Consider the following 15,493-nt stretch of genomic DNA (forward strand, 5'->3'; position numbering starts at 1 on the left):
GTTGTACCCCGCATAACACTTCCACAGACCGAGATGGTAAATCCAACATGAACCTTCACGAGTACCAGGGCAAACAACTGTTTGCTGAATACGGGCTGCCTGTTTCTAAGGGCTACGCCTGTGATACCCCGGAAGAGGCCGCAGCGGCGGCAGACAAAATTGGCGGTGACAAATGGGTTGTAAAAGCCCAGGTTCACGCCGGTGGTCGCGGCAAAGCTGGCGGCGTAAAGCTGGTTGACAGCAAAGACGAGATCAAAGCCTTCGCCGAAAAATGGCTGGGCAAGAACCTGGTGACCTATCAGACTGATGAAAACGGTCAGCCAGTGTCTAAAATTCTGGTTGAGTCCTGCACTGACATCGACAAAGAACTGTACCTCGGTGCCGTTGTTGACCGTGGCAGCCGCCGCATCGTTTTCATGGCCTCCACCGAAGGTGGTGTTGAGATCGAGAAAGTTGCTGAAGAGACCCCTGAGAAAATCCTCAAGGCGACCATTGATCCCCTGACAGGCGCGCAGCCTTACCAGGGCCGCGAGCTGGCCTTCAAACTGGGTCTGAACCCCGCTCAGGTAAAGCAGTTCGTCAGCATCTTCCTGGGCCTGGCAAAAATGTTCCAGGAAAAAGACCTGGCCCTGCTGGAAATCAACCCGCTGGTTATCACCAGTGAAGGCAACCTGCATTGCCTGGACGCCAAAGTGGTTATCGACGGCAATGCAATTTACCGTCACAAAGACCTGCAAGCGATGCACGATCCGTCCCAGGACGACGCCCGTGAAGCGCGCGCTGCAGAGTGGGACCTGAACTACGTTGCCCTGACTGGCAACATCGGCTGCATGGTTAACGGCGCCGGTTTGGCGATGGGTACCATGGACATCGTGTCCCTGCACGGCGGTTTCCCTGCAAACTTCCTCGACGTAGGCGGTGGTGCAACCAAAGAGCGTGTAACTGAAGCGTTCAAAATCATCCTCGAAGACAGCAAAGTGAAAGCCGTTCTGGTCAATATCTTCGGCGGTATCGTCCGTTGTGACCTGATTGCCGAGGGTATCATCGGCGCGGTAAAAGAAGTGGGCGTCAGCGTTCCTGTTGTTGTGCGCCTCGAAGGTAACAATGCTGAACTGGGTTCCAAATTGCTGTCTGAGTCTGGCCTGGCCATCATTGCCGCTACCAGCCTCACCGACGCTGCCCAGCAGGCTGTAAAAGCAGCGGAGGGTAAATAATGGCTATTCTGATCAATAAAGACACCAAGGTAATCTGTCAGGGCTTTACTGGCGGTCAGGGGACTTTCCACTCTGAGCAAGCGATTGCCTACGGCACCAAAATGGTTGGCGGTGTAACCCCCGGTAAGGGCGGTACTGAGCACCTGGGTCTGCCCGTATTCAACACGGTTCAGGACGCAGTCGACGCAACCGGCGCAGAAGCCTCTGTGATCTACGTTCCCGCCGCATTCTGTAAGGATTCTATCCTTGAAGCAGCTAACGCTGGCATCAAACTGATCGTATGCATCACCGAGCACATCCCTGTTATGGATATGCTCGAGTGTAAAGTGAAGTGCGACGAGCTCGGCGTACGCCTGATTGGTCCAAACTGCCCCGGTGTGATCACCCCCGGTGAGTGCAAAATTGGCATTATGCCTGGCCACATTCACCTGCCCGGCAAGGTCGGTATCGTATCTCGCTCCGGTACCCTGACTTACGAAGCGGTTAAGCAGACAACTGACTACGGTTTCGGCCAGTCCACTTGTGTGGGCATTGGTGGTGACCCGATTCCCGGTTCTAACTTCATCGACATTCTGGCGATGTTTGAGCAAGACCCCGGCACCGAGGCCATTGTCATGATCGGTGAAATCGGTGGTAGCGCCGAGGAAGAGGCCGCCGCTTACATCAAGGCTAACGTAACCAAGCCTGTGGTTTCCTACATTGCTGGTGTGACTGCACCTCCAGGCAAGCGTATGGGCCACGCCGGTGCGATTATTTCCGGTGGTAAAGGCACCGCAGATGAAAAATTTGCTGCGTTGGAAGATGCCGGTGTTAAAACCGTGCGCTCCCTGGCACAAATTGGTGACGCACTGAAAGAAGTAACTGGCTGGTAAGGTCGGTTCTGCTTCAAAAAAGGCGGCTTAGGCCGCCTTTTTTGTGCCCGAAAATTGAGTTTCCGCATGGGCGTTCTGGTGCTGGTGTCTGGTGTTGGTGCTAGGTGTAGCTGCTAGGTATGGATGCTTGCCCAGTTTTTGTAATCACTGCTAACATCTGGCTGTCGGCGCTCGGAATCAGCAGGCTTAATTGACCTGCAGTCATGCGGAAACATTGAGTCAGCGCGATCCGCGTATGGCGATCTTCGAGCCACTAATAAGAACAAGCGTGGAGAGAGAAAATGTCCCCCATTGACGGGCCCGAAGCCACCCACGAGGTGTTCAATCAATCTCAGCCGCTGCAGGATTACAACCTGGTTGATAGCGACCTTTGTCTGCGCCAGACCCTGGCGGCCTTTCAGGGTGAAGCGGCCGACCCGCGTTTAGTAACCCACGGACAACGCTGCGGCAGCGCCGAGGTCATCCAATGGGGCTATGATGCCAACGAGCAGCGACCCCGGCTGGAAAGTCATGATCGCTTCGGTCATCGTCTGGATCAGGTGTTCTTTCATCCCGCCTATCATCAGCTGATGGACCTGGCTTTGACCAGTGGGGTGCATAGTCTTCCCTGGCAGACACCCGGCAGTCACCGTCTGCGGGCGGCACTGAATTACCTGCAAAATCAGGTGGAAGCCGGCCATGCCTGCCCGCTCACCATGACCTTTGCGGCAGTGCCCACGCTGAAAAAAACACCCGCGATTGCCGAGCGTTGGTTGCCCAAGCTGCTGTGTAATCAGTATCAGCCAGACAATATTCCCTTCTATCAAAAACACGCTATTACCCTGGGAATGGGAATGACGGAAAAGCAGGGTGGCTCGGATGTTCGCGCAAATACGACTCGGGCGACACCATTGGGTAGCGCCGGCCCCGGCGAACTTTATAGCCTGACCGGCCACAAGTGGTTTCTGTCTGCTCCCATGTGCGACGCCTTTTTGATGCTGGCTCAGGCTGCGGGCGGATTGAGTTGCTTCCTGGTGCCGCGCTGGCGCGAAGACGGCGTGAAAAATGCGCTGTTGCTGCAACGGTTAAAAAACAAAATGGGCAATGTTGCCAATGCCTCCTCCGAGGTTGAGCTGCGCGGTGCCCACGGCTGGCTGGTGGGTGAAGAGGGTAGAGGGGTTCCGGCGATTTTGGAGATGGTGTCCCTGACCCGGTTTGATTGCATGATCGGCTCCAGTTCAGGCCAACGCCAGGCTGTGGCCCAGGCGGTGTTTCATGCTCGTCAGCGGCGCGCTTTCGGTAAGGCCCTGATTGATCAACCGCTGATGCGCAATGTGCTTGCCGACCTGCAGTTGGAAGTGGAAGGCTCTCTGGCCATGACGCTGCGGATGGCTGCGGCCTTGGACCAGCCTGACGACCCGCACGAGCAAAATCTGCTGCGTCTTGGCACGGCAGTGGGAAAATACTGGATTTGCAAACGCACTCCCGGCCATGCCTATGAGGCGATGGAATGCCTCGGTGGCAATGGTGTGATTGAAAATTGCATTATGCCCAGACTGTATCGGGAAGCCCCCATCAATGCCATCTGGGAAGGCTCCGGCAATATCCAGGCTCTGGATATATTGCGTGTCATGCAAAAATCCCCTGAGGCAATTCAGGCCTGGCATGCCGAAATTGACCACTGCCGGGGTTACCACCCCGGGCTGGATCAGATGGTGGACTCGCTGACGGCGCTGTTGGCTCAGCCGCAAACATTGGAATTCCAGGCTCGCACTCTCGCCAACACCCTGGCGCTGTGTTTTCAGGGCGCCATGTTGCTGCGTCACGGTGACCCGGTGGTTGCCAAAGCCTTTTGCGATAGTCGCCTGAGTGCCAGTGCGCCGCTCTACGGCAGTCTGCCGGCGTCGATTGATGTCGGCAGCATTCTTCAGCGGGTTCTGCCCACCGATATCGACTGCGGTTAGACCGAATTTCCCCTGGGCTGCCCTTGAATTTTTGGCGGTGGTCCCCATCTATTTGACAGCTTGAGAGCGCGTCGCCGTGCTCTTTTTTGTACCAAGTAGATCGCGGGAAGAAGCCATGTCCACAGCAGAAAAAGAGACTCTAGGGTTCCAGACTGAAGCCAAACAGATGCTTCAGTTGATGATTCACTCCATGTACAGCAACAAGGAAATCTTCCTTCGGGAGCTGGTTTCCAATGCCTCTGACGCCGCAGATAAACTGCGATTTGAGGCACTTGCTGATGACAGCCTGTTTGAAAATGACCCCAATTTGCGGGTGCGGGTCACCGCCAACAAGGACGCGGGTACGGTGACGATTTCCGATAACGGCATCGGCATGAGCCGCGAGGAAGTCATTGCCAATCTGGGGACAATCGCCCGCTCTGGTACCGCAGAATTCCTGAAAAACCTCAGTGGCGACAAGAAGAAAGACTCTCAGCTGATCGGCCAGTTCGGCGTGGGCTTTTATTCTGCTTTCATCGTCGCTGAGCGGGTTGAAGTATTCACCCGCCGGGCTGGCGCGCCCGTCTCGGCAGGTGTGCACTGGGAGTCGAGCGGTGAAGCCGATTTCACCGTAGAGGATTGCGAACACGCGCCGCGCGGCACCACTGTTGTGCTGCATCTGCGTGAGGAAGACAAAGAGTTTGCCGATGACTGGCGACTGCGCAATATCATCAAAAAGTACTCTGACCACATCAGTATTCCGGTGGAAATGCAAAAGGCGCCGTCTTACTCAGAAGATGAGGATGACAAGAAGCAAGACGAAGCGCCTGAATTTGAAGCGGTCAATTCCGCTACCGCCCTGTGGACTCGCAGTCGCGGCGAAGTCAGTGACGAGGAATACATCAGCTTCTACAAGCACATTAGCCACGACTTTAGCGAGCCGCTGCATTGGAGCCATAACAAAGTGGAAGGCAAGCTGGAGTACACCAGCCTGCTGTATCTGCCGGGCAAGGCGCCGATGGATCTGTGGCACCGGGACGCGGCGCGCGGTTTGAAGCTCTACGTGAACCGTACCTTCATTATGGATGATGCAGAACAGTTCCTGCCCCTGTACTTGCGCTTTGTAAAAGGGGTAGTGGATTCCAATGATCTGTCACTGAACGTTTCCCGGGAAATTCTCCAGCAGGACCCCACTGTCGATGCCATTAAAAATGCGCTGACCAAGCGCGTGCTGGATATGCTGGAGAAGTTGGCCAAGAAGGACAGCGAGAAGTATCAAACCTTCTGGAAAGAGTTTGGTCCGGTGATGAAAGAGGGACCGGCGGAGGACTTCAGCAACAAGGAAAAAATTGCCAAACTGCTGCGCTTTGCGACCAGCCTGGATGGCAAAGCCGAGCAAACCCACTCACTGGAAGACTATGTTGGCCGAATGAAAGAAGGCCAGCAGAAGATTTACTACGTGGTCGGTGAAAACCATAAGACGGCCGCTAACAGCCCGCACCTAGAAGTGTTTCGTAAAAAGGGCATTGAGGTGTTGTTGTTGTCTGACCGAATCGACGACTGGCTGATGAATCACCTGTCAGAATTCGATGGCAAAGCCCTGCAGGATGTCGGCCGCGGTCAACTGGATCTCGGTGAGTTGGAGGGTGAGGAAGAGAAGAAGGCCAAAGAGACCCTGGCCGAGAAGCACAAAGACCTGGTAGAGCGGGTGACGGAAGTATTGAAAGACCGGGTAGAGGAAGTTCGCGTTACCTCCCGTCTCACCGATTCGCCTGCCTGTCTGGTGGTGGCAGAGCATGATATGGGGGCGCAGATGCGCCGCATTCTCGAGGCGGCTGGCCAGGCCTTGCCGGACAGCAAACCGATCTTTGAACTCAACCCCGAGCATCCACTGGTGCAGAAGCTCGACGCCGAGCAGGTTGAGGATCGCTTTGCCGATCTGGCCGATATTCTGTTTAACCAGGCTTATCTTGCCGAAGGCGCTCAATTGGAAGACCCGGCAAGTTACGTTCACAAGCTCAACAAACTGCTGCTGGAACTCAGCAGGTAATAAAGCTTGGTTTGAGGCGGCTTCGGCCGCCTTTTTTATTCCAATACCAATTCGGGGTGATAGACTGCTAGAAAAAGAAGGAAGAAATTCTACTATGGCAGATCAAAAGTATCGCGTCGCCATCGTCGGCGGCGGCAGTTTCGGCACCGCCATCTCCAACATTGTTGCTGATAATGGCCACGATGTTCGGTTGTGGATGCGTCGTCAGGAGGCGGTGGACGAAGTCAATCAACGTCACGAAAACAGTGATTATCTCCCGGGCATTGCCCTGAATTCGGCCCTGCGGGCCAGCGCCGATCTGGCTGAGGCGGTTGCCGGCTGCCAGGTCGTGTTTATGTCGGTGCCCAGCAAGCCCTGTCGCAGCGTGGCCAAACAGTTAGCTGAGGTGATTGAGCCAGGCGCGATCGTGGTCAGTACCACCAAAGGCATCGAGCTGGAAAGCAACAAATTAATGAGCCAGGTACTGGAGGAAGAACTTCCCGGGCACCCTATTGGTGTGATGAGCGGGCCCAATCTGGCGAAGGAGCTGGCCTCCAGAATGATTACTGGCACGGTTATCGCCAGTTCTGATCCCAGTGTGTCAAAAGCCGTGCAAAGCCTGCTGCAGTGCGGCTATTTTCGGGTTTATGCTGGCAGTGATATGTACGGTGTGGAACTCGCGGGCGCGCTGAAGAACGTTTATGCCATTACTGCCGGCATGGCGGCGTCGATGGATTGCGGACACAACACCATCAGTATGTTGATTACCCGTGCGCTGGCTGAAATGAGTCGTTATGCGGTGCACAAGGGCGCCGACCCTATGACCTTCTTGGGTCTGGCTGGTGTTGGCGATCTTTTTGTGACCTGTACATCGCCTTTGAGCCGCAACTATCGGGTAGGCTATGAACTCGGCAAGGGCAAGACGATCGAAGATGCTGTTGCCAGCTTGGGTCAGGTCGCCGAGGGGATTAACACCCTGAAGTTAATGAAGGAGCAGTCAGACCAGCTGGGCATCTACATGCCACTGGTCAACGGCCTTTACGATATCGTGTACAACGGTCGTACTGTCGATGAGGTGATCGGCGGCATGATGTGGTCCGAGCAAAATCGGGATGTTGAATTCGCAACAAGGTAAGCCAGGCTGTTATGGAAGTACTTTTGATCCGTCATGGTGAGGCTTCCTGGGATGCCAAGTCAGACATGGAGCGTCAGCTCACTTCTCGTGGAGAAGTGCAAGTGGCAGCGGCGCGGGATTGGCTGGCGGCCGAAGGCTGGCAGCCTGATCAGGTATGGGTGAGCCCTTATCGGCGAGCCCAGCAAACCGCCGATATTGTCAGTGCAGACTGGCGTGTTCGGCGTCGCAGCATTGCCTCTCTCAGCCCCGACGCTTCCCTCAATGAGCTGGAAACCCTGCTGGAGACTTTCTCTGGTGAGCGCCTGATCCTGGTGGGTCACAACCCGCTGTTGAGCAATGCGGTGGGGCAATGGCACCAGGGCGCTCCGGCGAGCTACTGGGGTTTGCAACCCGCCAGTATGGCCCTGCTGCAAGCCGAGGTCATTGCCGCCGGTACCGCAGAGCTGAAATGGCTTCGCCACTTCCCTAATTATGACCACAATGGCCGTTGACGAAAGGACCACCGCCCAGGAGGTTGAGTTTGTCGCCGACGGTTTGACCCTTCGGGGCAAGTATTGGCCGGGGCATGGCCAGCCCATCCTCGCGTTGCACGGTTGGATGGATAATGCAGCCAGCTTCGACAGCCTCGCCGCAGCGTCCGCGCTGCAAAAACACCCCTTTATTGCCCTGGATCTCCATGGCCACGGCCTGAGTGACCACAAGCCCCCGTCAGGCAGCTATGGCATCTGGGAGGACCTTCGCGGTCTCGCTCAGGTCACTCAGCAACTCCGCCAGGATTTTTCCGCCGAACAACTGATATTACTGGGTCACAGCCGTGGGGCGATTGTGGCCAGTCTGTTGGCCGCGACGCTGCCAGATCAGTTTTCGCATCTCATCTGCCTGGATGGTTTTGTCGCCGATGCGGCCAGCGGCGATGACTTACCCGAACAATTGCGTCGCCATATTGTCGATTTCGCGGTGCCGCCAAAGGGCGGGTCGCCCTGCGGGGATCTTGAGCGACTGGTGGCAGCGCGGATGAAAAAAGGGTTGATGTCAGACCAGGCAGCCCGCCGGCTGGTTGAGCGCAACACCGAGCTCAGATCCGATGGTCAGCGCTATTGGCGCAGTGACCGCCGCCTGGCACTTGCCTCTCCAGTCAAACTGGTAAAGAGCCAGTGGCAAGCGGTGGTAGACGCCATTACCGTGCCCACCCGGGTGTTCGCAGCGAGCCGGGGTCTCGGTCCGCGGTTGGTATCACTGCCGATAACCTTGCACGAGGGGATTGAGGTGGTGCCTGTTGATGGCGACCACCACTGTCATATGGAAGGGGAGATGACAGAGGAACTGGCGACTCAGATTGCGGCCTTTTGCCGACAGCGCTAGTGCAGTGTACGGGAGAGTAAGTTGTGCGCAGCGCTGATGGGGTTTGTTGTGGTAGCGCGCCCCGGTGAAAGGTTGGGCGCGCATGCTATTTCTGTGTTGACGAATTCTTCGCCATCGTCGGCGGTATTGATCACCGGCCAGGCTTTACTTGCCAATCAGCGACAGGAATTCGCTGCGGGTGGCCTGGTTGTCTTTGAATACGCCCAGCATGGCACTGGTGCGCATCACCGAGTTCTGCTTCTCCACGCCACGCATCATCATGCACATATGGCGCGCTTCAATGATCACACCCACACCGTCAGATTTGGTGACCTCCATGATGGTGTTGGCAATCTGGGTGGTCAGACCTTCCTGAATCTGCAGACGGCGAGCATACAGGTCGACGATGCGCGCCACTTTGGACAGGCCGAGCACTTTGCCATTGGGGATATAGGCCACATGACATTTGCCGATGAAGGGCAGCAGGTGGTGTTCGCACAAGGAATACAGCTCGATGTCTGAGACCACCACCATTTCATTGCAGTCCGACTCGAACAGCGCGCCATTCACAACGTCATCAATGCTGCGCCGGTATCCTTCGGTAAGAAACTCGAAGGCCTTAGCCGCGCGCTCGGGCGTATCCAGCAGGCCGTCCCGGGAGGGGTCTTCACCGATCTCTTTGATAATGTCTGCAAACGCTTTTTTCACAATGTTTGTTCCGTAGCGGTGAAGGAGGGCAGGATGGTATCAAAATCGTGCCCCCCTGTTAACTTCAATGGCGGGCTCGGTATTTCGCGCTGCGAAGGTGTGGCCAGCCGTGTAAAATACCGGTTTTTTTCAGGATGACCGTCGTGAGCGAATACACCGAATTGAAACAGTCTCTGCACACCCTGCGAGATTATCTCCGGTGGGGTATGAGTGAGTTTGGTCGGGCCGGACTGTTCTTTGGGCATGGCTGCGATAACGCTTACGATGAGGCGATGGTGTTGCTGGCGCACGCCCTGAGCATTCCGATAAACAGCCCACCTGAATTACTGGATGCCCGACTAACAGACGCTGAGAAAGACACGGTGCTCAATCTGTTTGCCCGGCGAGTCAGTGAACGTCTGCCTGCGGCCTACCTGACCAAAGAGGCCTGGTTTGCCGGCCTGAGCTTTTATGTTGATGAGCGGGTGCTGGTCCCCCGCTCGCCAATTGCCGAGTTGATAGAGAAGGGCTTTGAGCCCTGGTTGGGTGGCGTATTCCCTCGCCGCATTCTGGATTTATGCACCGGTAGTGGCTGTATTGGTATTGCCTGCGCCTATGCCTTTGAGGACGCGGTGGTCGACTTGGCGGATATCTCCGAGGACGCCTGCAACGTGGCCCAGATCAATGTGGCGCGCCATGAACTGCACCACCGGGTGAACGTGGTGCAATCGGACCTGTTTGGCGCGCTGGCCGGGGAGCGCTACGAGCTCATTGTCAGTAACCCACCTTATGTCGATGAAGAAGACCTTGCCGACATGCCCGAAGAATACCGCCGGGAGCCCGTGTTGGGTTTGGCCGCTGGGCGGGATGGCCTGAGTATCACCCGGCGCATTTTGCAAGAAGCCGCGTCGCTGCTGACAGACGATGGCCTGCTGGTGGTGGAGGTTGGCAACAGCTGTGTGGCGCTGGATGCGGCCTTTCCCGAGGTGCCCTTTACCTGGGTGGAGTTTGAACGGGGCGGGCACGGGGTGTTCGTGATTGACCGTCCGCAGTTGTTGGCCTACGCCAATGCCTTCACTGTCGCTGGCGGCTCTGACTAAGCGGCGCCTTTGCCGTATAATCCCCGCCTTACTTTATGAAGCGCCCGCTATGCGCACTGATCGGAAGCGACTATGTCTGGAAACACCATCGGCAAATTGTTCACCGTTACCACCTTTGGCGAGAGTCACGGTCCCGCACTGGGTGCAATTATTGACGGGTGCCCGCCGGGGTTGGCTCTCAGTGAATCCGATTTGCAGGTTGACTTGGACCGCCGCAAGCCGGGTACGTCGCGCTACACCACCCAACGCCGGGAAGAGGATCAGGTCAAAATTTTATCCGGCGTGTTTGAGGGCCAAACCACCGGTACTGCCATCGGTTTGTTGATTGAAAACACCGATCAGCGCTCCAAGGACTACAGTAAGATCAAAGACCGTTTTCGGCCAATGCACGCCGATTACAGCTACCAGCAAAAATACGGCACTCGGGATTACCGGGGCGGCGGCCGCTCTTCGGCCCGCGAGACGGCCATGCGCGTTGCTGCTGGTGCGATTGCGAAAAAGTTTTTGGCCGAGACGCTGGGGCTGCAAATTCGCGGTTACCTATCTCAATTGGGGCCGATTAAAGCGGAGAAAGTGGATTGGGATGTGGTTGAGACCAACCCCTTTTTCTGTCCCGACCCAGACAAAATCGGCGAGATGGAAACCTTCATGCAAGCCCTGCGCAAATCCGGCGATTCCATTGGCGCCCGGTTGTCCGTTGTTGCCACCGGGATGCCGGTGGGGCTGGGCGAGCCGGTATTCGACCGCTTGGATGCCGATATTGCCCAGGCGCTGATGGGCATCAATGCCGTGAAAGGGGTGGAGATTGGCGCCGGCTTTGATTGCGTGACGGCCCGAGGCAGTGACCATCGGGACGAGCTGACCCCTGAGGGCTTCACATCCAATAACGCCGGCGGCATTCTTGGCGGCATTTCCAGCGGCCAGGACCTGGTGGCCCACATTGCCCTCAAACCGACCTCCAGCATTTTGATCCCGGGACAGACCATTGATGTTGATGGCAACCCGGTTGATGTTATCACCACGGGCCGCCATGACCCCTGCGTGGGCATCCGCGCGGTGCCGATTGCTGAAGCGATGGTCGCCATTGTGCTGATGGACCATTACCTGCGAAATCGCGCGCAGAATGGCGCCGTAGCCTGCTCCACACCGGTAATCCCCGCCGCCAAGCCCTGAAATGATTTCAGGGCTCCCTTACTGGCGTCTGTCCGGGTTTTATTTTTTTTATTTCGCCCTGCTTGGCACCTGGCTGCCATATTGGTCGCTGTATCTGAAGTCCCTTGGGTTTAACTCCGCCGAAATTGGAATTCTGGCGGCGTTGCTGATGGCCACTAAAATACTGGCCCCCAGTTTGTGGGGCTGGTTGGCGGATCATTTTGATCAGCGGACTCGGGTGATCCGGGGCGGTTCGCTCATGGCGGTGATCGCCTTTGCCGGGGTCTACCTGGGCGAAAGTTTCTGGTGGCTGGCCGTGGTGGTGGTGACGTACAGCTTTTTCTGGAACGCCGTACTGGCCCAGTTTGATGTCTTGACCCTCAGTCATCTCAGCGGTCGCTATACCCGCTACAGCCAGATTCGGGTGTGGGGCTCAATCGGTTTTATCTGTGCAGTGATGGGAGTGGGCTGGTGGTTGGATCGCCACCCGATCGTGCACTTGCTGTACTTGATCACCTTACTGCTCAGCGCGATCTGGCTGGCCAGTCTGCTGGTTTCCGAAGGCAAGGGGAATCGGCCATCATCGCATGAGCGGGGCAGTTTGCTGAGTATTCTGAAGAAACCGGCGGTAATGGCCTTTTTTGCCGTGTGCTTTCTCTTGCAGGTGTCCCACGGGCCGTACTACACCTTTTTCAGTATTTTCCTTGAGGATAGGGGCTACTCCAAGGCGATGACCGGCGCGCTATGGTCCCTTGGCGTAGTGGCAGAGGTGCTGCTTTTCCTGGTGATGCACTGGTTGATGGCGCGGTTTTCCCTGCGTCAGATTATTCTCGTCAGCCTGCTGTTGTCGGCATTGCGCTGGTGGATGATCGCCAGTTTTGTCGATGTATTGCCCCTGCTGATTATCGCCCAGTGCCTCCATGCCGCCAGCTTCGGCAGCTTCCATGCGGCGGGCATAGAGGTGATCCGCCACTTGTTTCCCGGCCACCACGGGCAGGGCATGGCGCTGTACAGCGGCCTGAGTTTTGGCGCTGGCGGTGCCAGTGGTGCTGCGCTGAGCGGTTGGCTTTGGGATATTGACCCGTACACCTGCTTCATTGCCGCGGCGGGGGTTGCCGGGGTCGCTGTGGCCGTGTCGGCGCTGAGTTTGAAAGAGTCGCGTTTGTCACAACGCTGAATAGCGCTGGTTGTGGCTCCGAGGCTTTTGTAAACTGCTGCGATTGCAATCGGGGGGAACATCGGCCAATGGCAAACGAATCAGTGGTTTACGGGTGCATCACCGACATGATTTACCTGGACGACAGCGTTGATATCGACAGTCGTCGGGCGATCAATCGGGGCGCAATGGCCCATCTTCCCAGCGTTGAAGACTGGCCCTTGCTGTGCCGTGAAATGTTCTCCGCGCCGCAGCAGGCGGTTGACCTCGGTTCCTGCCAAACCGATGTGATCCATTTCGGTAGTTCCTATAAAGGGGTGGAACACGAATGGAGCAACTGGATCAAACAGTTTGAAAGCTTGCTGGACAAAATGTATTGGGCAACGGCCACCGTTCACCTGCAAACCGCTTTCAGTGGCAGCCACACTTTTTTGTGGCAGCCAGAGGCGGGCATTCATCGGCCGGGAGAGGCGGGTGGCCATCTGCGTTGTGAGTGGATTAAAGAAGACAGCTTGAGCTGAACGCGGCTGAGCTGGCCGCACAAATCAGGGGAATCATGAAGCATTACTTTGCGGTGTTTAAACGCTATCGCACACCTGTTCTGGCTGTGTTGGCCACATTGATGCTGGTGTCATCAGCGATCTGGAGTTTTGATATTCCCTGGCAGGAAGTCGCTCAGTATTTTGTCGTTTGCCTGTTGGGGGTTGCCGTGATTGCCCTGGCCGCTGCGGCACTGGTCACTGTGATTAAGCTGCTGCGCTAGCGACGGCCCCAAGTGGGCGCGCTTCCAGAGCAGCCGCTCTAATTACCAGTTTCTGCCGGTCAGGCGTGCCAGGGCCTGCCCGTCAGGAGACCGCGTCGATATCAATGTCCAGTTTTTCGGCGATATCATCCAACTGATCGAACAAATCATCGAGTTCAGCCCGTTGGGGCACTTCGATGGTAATGTGCGCTTCAAACAGGGGTTCACCGCTCATTGGCGCGCTGGTGACATTGGAGCTCATTTCCCGAACATTGATATTGCGCTGGACCAGCGCGCGGCTGATTTCGCGCACGATGCCCTGGCGATCGGGACCGAGCACATGCAGCGACAGGGTTTCCGGGGCGCTGGTTTGAGAGTGGCTGCCCGGCTGCAGGTGAACAACCAGGCCGCTACTGCCTAGGGCGTTCAGCGCCGTGCTGAGCGAATCGACCTTTTCTGTCGCCAGTTCTACTCGGGCGATGCCGGCAAATTGCCCGGCCAGCTGGACCATGCGGCTTTCCAGCCAATTGCCGCCGTGCTGACCGACAACGTCGGCAAGGCGCTCGATCAGGCCCGGCCGGTCGGCACCGATAAAGGTGAAAACTAAAGTGCTGTTCAAGGGAAACCTCGCTGCCCGTATTATCATTGGTTTGGCCGGTGACGGGGCTGAACTGCGCAGCGCATCGAGCGTCGTCGGCGGTTGTCTAGTATAGTCTCAAAGCGGTTGCCGTCGCAGCGCCGGTGCCAACCCAAGTAACGCGTTCGGGGCCAATATATGAAAGTCATTGTCGATTTCTGCCTTATCCCGATGGTGGGCAACACGTCGCTTACACCGTACATTGCCGAGTGCCAGGAGATTATTGCGGACATGGGGCTCACGCACACCCTTCACGCGTTCGGCACCAATATTGAAGGAGAATGGGATCAGGTCATGGATGTGGTGAAACGCTGCCATTGGCGGATCCATGAAATGGGGGCGGGCCGTATCTCCAGTACCCTGAAGATCGGCACCCGTGTAGACCGGCCCCAGTCCATGGTGGAAAAGGTCGATAGTGTCAGGGCGTTTCTCAACAATCAGCGAGGAGAGAATTAATGCCGGTACGGTTTTGGGTTTGGAGCCTGATTGCGCTGTTGCCAGTGGGGCACCTCAGTGCCACCGAGCCACTGGGGCAGCAGTTATCCTGGGACGGTGTGCTGGAAGCACCCCATCGCAGCGCTGAGAATCGGCAGCGCGACCGCTATCGCCATCCCCTGGAAACACTCACGTTTTTCTCGGTGCAGCCCTGTGATGTGGTGGTAGAGATCTGGCCCGGCGGCGGCTGGTATAGCGAAATTTTAGCGCCAGTGCTCAAGGATTGCGGCAAGCTTTACGCGGCGCATTTTCGCCCGGACAGCAAGGTGGAGTTCTTTCGTCGATCCCGGCAGGCCTACGAAAATACCCTTGCGACCCACCTGGAGGTTTACTCGCAGGTAACCGTGACCAGCCTGGAGCCGCCGGAAGCGATAACCATTGCGCCGCCCGGATCGGCAGACAAGGTGCTTACCTTCCGCAACGTCCACAACTGGTTGAAGGCAGGCACCGCCCAGACGGTGTTTGACAGCGCATTTGCCGCGCTCAAACCCGGTGGCATTTTTGGCGTGGTGGAGCACCGGGCCAGCCCCGGTACCTCCCTGCAGAAAATGATCGAGTCGGGTTATGTCACCGAGGAGAAGGTCATTGCCCTGGCCGAGGCCGCTGGCTTTTTGTTGCTCGATGAGAGCGAACTGAATGCCAACCCAAAAGACGACCACGATCACCCCGCTGGGGTGTGGACCTTGCCGCCACGGCTGCGCCTGGGGGATGAGCAACGCGAACACTATCTCGCGATTGGCGAAAGCGATCGCATGACCCTGAAATTTGGTAAGCCCGTTCATGAGCAGTGATGACTTCCTGGAAATTCCCTGGCAAAAGCTAAGCCCCGAGGCGCTTGAGGGGATGCTGGACGAGCTGGTTAGCCGGGATGGCACGGATTACGGCGAGGTGGAGTGCAGTCAGGAGGAAAAACGCCTCCAGCTTCGCCAGGCTCTGGAAGCCGGTAGGGCGGTCATCGCATTTTGCCCGACCAGTGAGAGTTGGACGGTGTTGCCGCGCCACCCGTGAGCG

17 protein-coding genes are annotated in these 15,493 nt (G+C 56.9%); 15 read left to right on the plus strand and 2 right to left on the minus strand.

Annotated elements, in window-relative coordinates; genetic code table 11:
* The first annotated feature begins 47 nt into the window (after positions 1-47).
* The 7 genes from sucC (at position 48) to NCG89_RS00475 (ending at position 8,534) form a co-directional block, all read left to right on the plus strand.
* Positions 48-1,214, plus strand: coding sequence for an ADP-forming succinate--CoA ligase subunit beta (gene sucC, locus NCG89_RS00445; RefSeq protein WP_251087809.1), 1,167 nt, complete (start codon positions 48-50; stop codon positions 1,212-1,214).
* Positions 1,214-2,086 (plus strand): succinate--CoA ligase subunit alpha, encoded by an 873-nt coding sequence (gene sucD, locus NCG89_RS00450; protein ID WP_251087810.1) that lies wholly within the window; start codon positions 1,214-1,216, stop codon positions 2,084-2,086. Before sucC ends, sucD begins: the two co-directional genes overlap by 1 nt.
* Positions 2,087-2,367: 281 nt before the next feature.
* Entirely contained in the window at positions 2,368-4,029 is a 1,662-nt protein-coding gene (locus NCG89_RS00455; RefSeq protein ID WP_251087811.1) for an acyl-CoA dehydrogenase family protein, read from the plus strand.
* A 115-nt stretch (positions 4,030-4,144) separates the two neighbouring features.
* Complete coding sequence (gene htpG, locus NCG89_RS00460; protein ID WP_251087812.1) at positions 4,145-6,058, plus strand: molecular chaperone HtpG; 1,914 nt, start codon at positions 4,145-4,147, stop codon at positions 6,056-6,058.
* A 94-nt stretch (positions 6,059-6,152) separates the two neighbouring features.
* Entirely contained in the window at positions 6,153-7,172 is a 1,020-nt protein-coding gene (locus tag NCG89_RS00465; RefSeq protein ID WP_251087813.1) for an NAD(P)H-dependent glycerol-3-phosphate dehydrogenase, read from the plus strand.
* Positions 7,173-7,183: 11 nt separating this feature from the next.
* A complete protein-coding gene (sixA, locus tag NCG89_RS00470) occupies positions 7,184-7,663 on the plus strand; it encodes a phosphohistidine phosphatase SixA (RefSeq protein ID WP_251087814.1) in 480 nt (159 codons plus the stop codon).
* Positions 7,653-8,534 carry an alpha/beta fold hydrolase gene (locus NCG89_RS00475; RefSeq protein WP_251087815.1) on the plus strand — a complete coding sequence of 294 codons (882 nt, stop codon included), beginning with the start codon at positions 7,653-7,655 and terminating at the stop codon, positions 8,532-8,534. Before sixA ends, NCG89_RS00475 begins: the two co-directional genes overlap by 11 nt.
* A 144-nt stretch (positions 8,535-8,678) precedes the next feature.
* Here the strand turns inward: NCG89_RS00475 and folE are convergent, their stop codons facing one another.
* Positions 8,679-9,221, minus strand: a complete 543-nt coding sequence (gene folE / locus NCG89_RS00480) for a GTP cyclohydrolase I FolE (RefSeq protein ID WP_251087816.1) — start codon at positions 9,219-9,221, stop codon at positions 8,679-8,681.
* Between the two features lie 134 nt (positions 9,222-9,355).
* Between folE and prmB the strand changes: the two genes are divergently transcribed.
* From prmB to NCG89_RS00505, 5 genes are all read left to right on the plus strand, one after another.
* Positions 9,356-10,300 carry a 50S ribosomal protein L3 N(5)-glutamine methyltransferase gene (gene prmB / locus NCG89_RS00485; RefSeq protein ID WP_251087817.1) on the plus strand — a complete coding sequence of 315 codons (945 nt, stop codon included), beginning with the start codon at positions 9,356-9,358 and terminating at the stop codon, positions 10,298-10,300.
* Between the two features lie 72 nt (positions 10,301-10,372).
* Positions 10,373-11,473 (plus strand): chorismate synthase, encoded by a 1,101-nt coding sequence (gene aroC, locus NCG89_RS00490; RefSeq protein WP_251087818.1) that lies wholly within the window; start codon positions 10,373-10,375, stop codon positions 11,471-11,473.
* Between the two features lies 1 nt (position 11,474).
* The gene (locus NCG89_RS00495; protein ID WP_251087819.1) at positions 11,475-12,629 is read left to right on the plus strand and encodes an MFS transporter; all 1,155 of its coding nucleotides are present in this window, start codon (positions 11,475-11,477) and stop codon (positions 12,627-12,629) included.
* 68 nt (positions 12,630-12,697) lie between these two features.
* Entirely contained in the window at positions 12,698-13,129 is a 432-nt protein-coding gene (locus NCG89_RS00500; protein ID WP_251087820.1) for a hypothetical protein, read from the plus strand.
* Between the two features lie 35 nt (positions 13,130-13,164).
* Positions 13,165-13,371: a hypothetical protein gene (locus NCG89_RS00505; protein WP_251087821.1), complete on the plus strand. Its 207-nt coding sequence runs from the start codon at positions 13,165-13,167 to the stop codon at positions 13,369-13,371.
* A gap of 82 nt (positions 13,372-13,453) precedes the next feature.
* Here NCG89_RS00505 and NCG89_RS00510 read toward each other — a convergent pair whose 3' ends face one another.
* Positions 13,454-13,969: a glycine cleavage system transcriptional repressor gene (locus tag NCG89_RS00510; RefSeq protein ID WP_251087822.1), complete on the minus strand. Its 516-nt coding sequence runs from the start codon at positions 13,967-13,969 to the stop codon at positions 13,454-13,456.
* Positions 13,970-14,125: 156 nt separating this feature from the next.
* On the opposite strand from NCG89_RS00510, the gene NCG89_RS00515 reads away from it, so the two are divergent.
* The 3 genes from NCG89_RS00515 to NCG89_RS00525 are packed head-to-tail and all read left to right on the plus strand — an operon-like array spanning position 14,126 to position 15,490.
* Positions 14,126-14,443, plus strand: a complete 318-nt coding sequence (locus NCG89_RS00515) for an MTH1187 family thiamine-binding protein (RefSeq protein WP_251087823.1) — start codon at positions 14,126-14,128, stop codon at positions 14,441-14,443.
* Positions 14,443-15,273: a class I SAM-dependent methyltransferase gene (locus NCG89_RS00520; protein ID WP_251087824.1), complete on the plus strand. Its 831-nt coding sequence runs from the start codon at positions 14,443-14,445 to the stop codon at positions 15,271-15,273. The genes NCG89_RS00515 and NCG89_RS00520 overlap by 1 nt, the downstream gene beginning before the upstream one ends.
* Complete coding sequence (locus NCG89_RS00525) at positions 15,263-15,490, plus strand: YheU family protein (protein WP_251087825.1); 228 nt, start codon at positions 15,263-15,265, stop codon at positions 15,488-15,490. The genes NCG89_RS00520 and NCG89_RS00525 overlap by 11 nt, the downstream gene beginning before the upstream one ends.
* Positions 15,491-15,493: the final 3 nt, after the last annotated feature.

Origin of the sequence: Spongiibacter taiwanensis, from assembly GCF_023702635.1 — a bacterium.
GTDB classification, from domain to species: Bacteria; Pseudomonadota; Gammaproteobacteria; order Pseudomonadales; family Spongiibacteraceae; genus Spongiibacter; species Spongiibacter taiwanensis.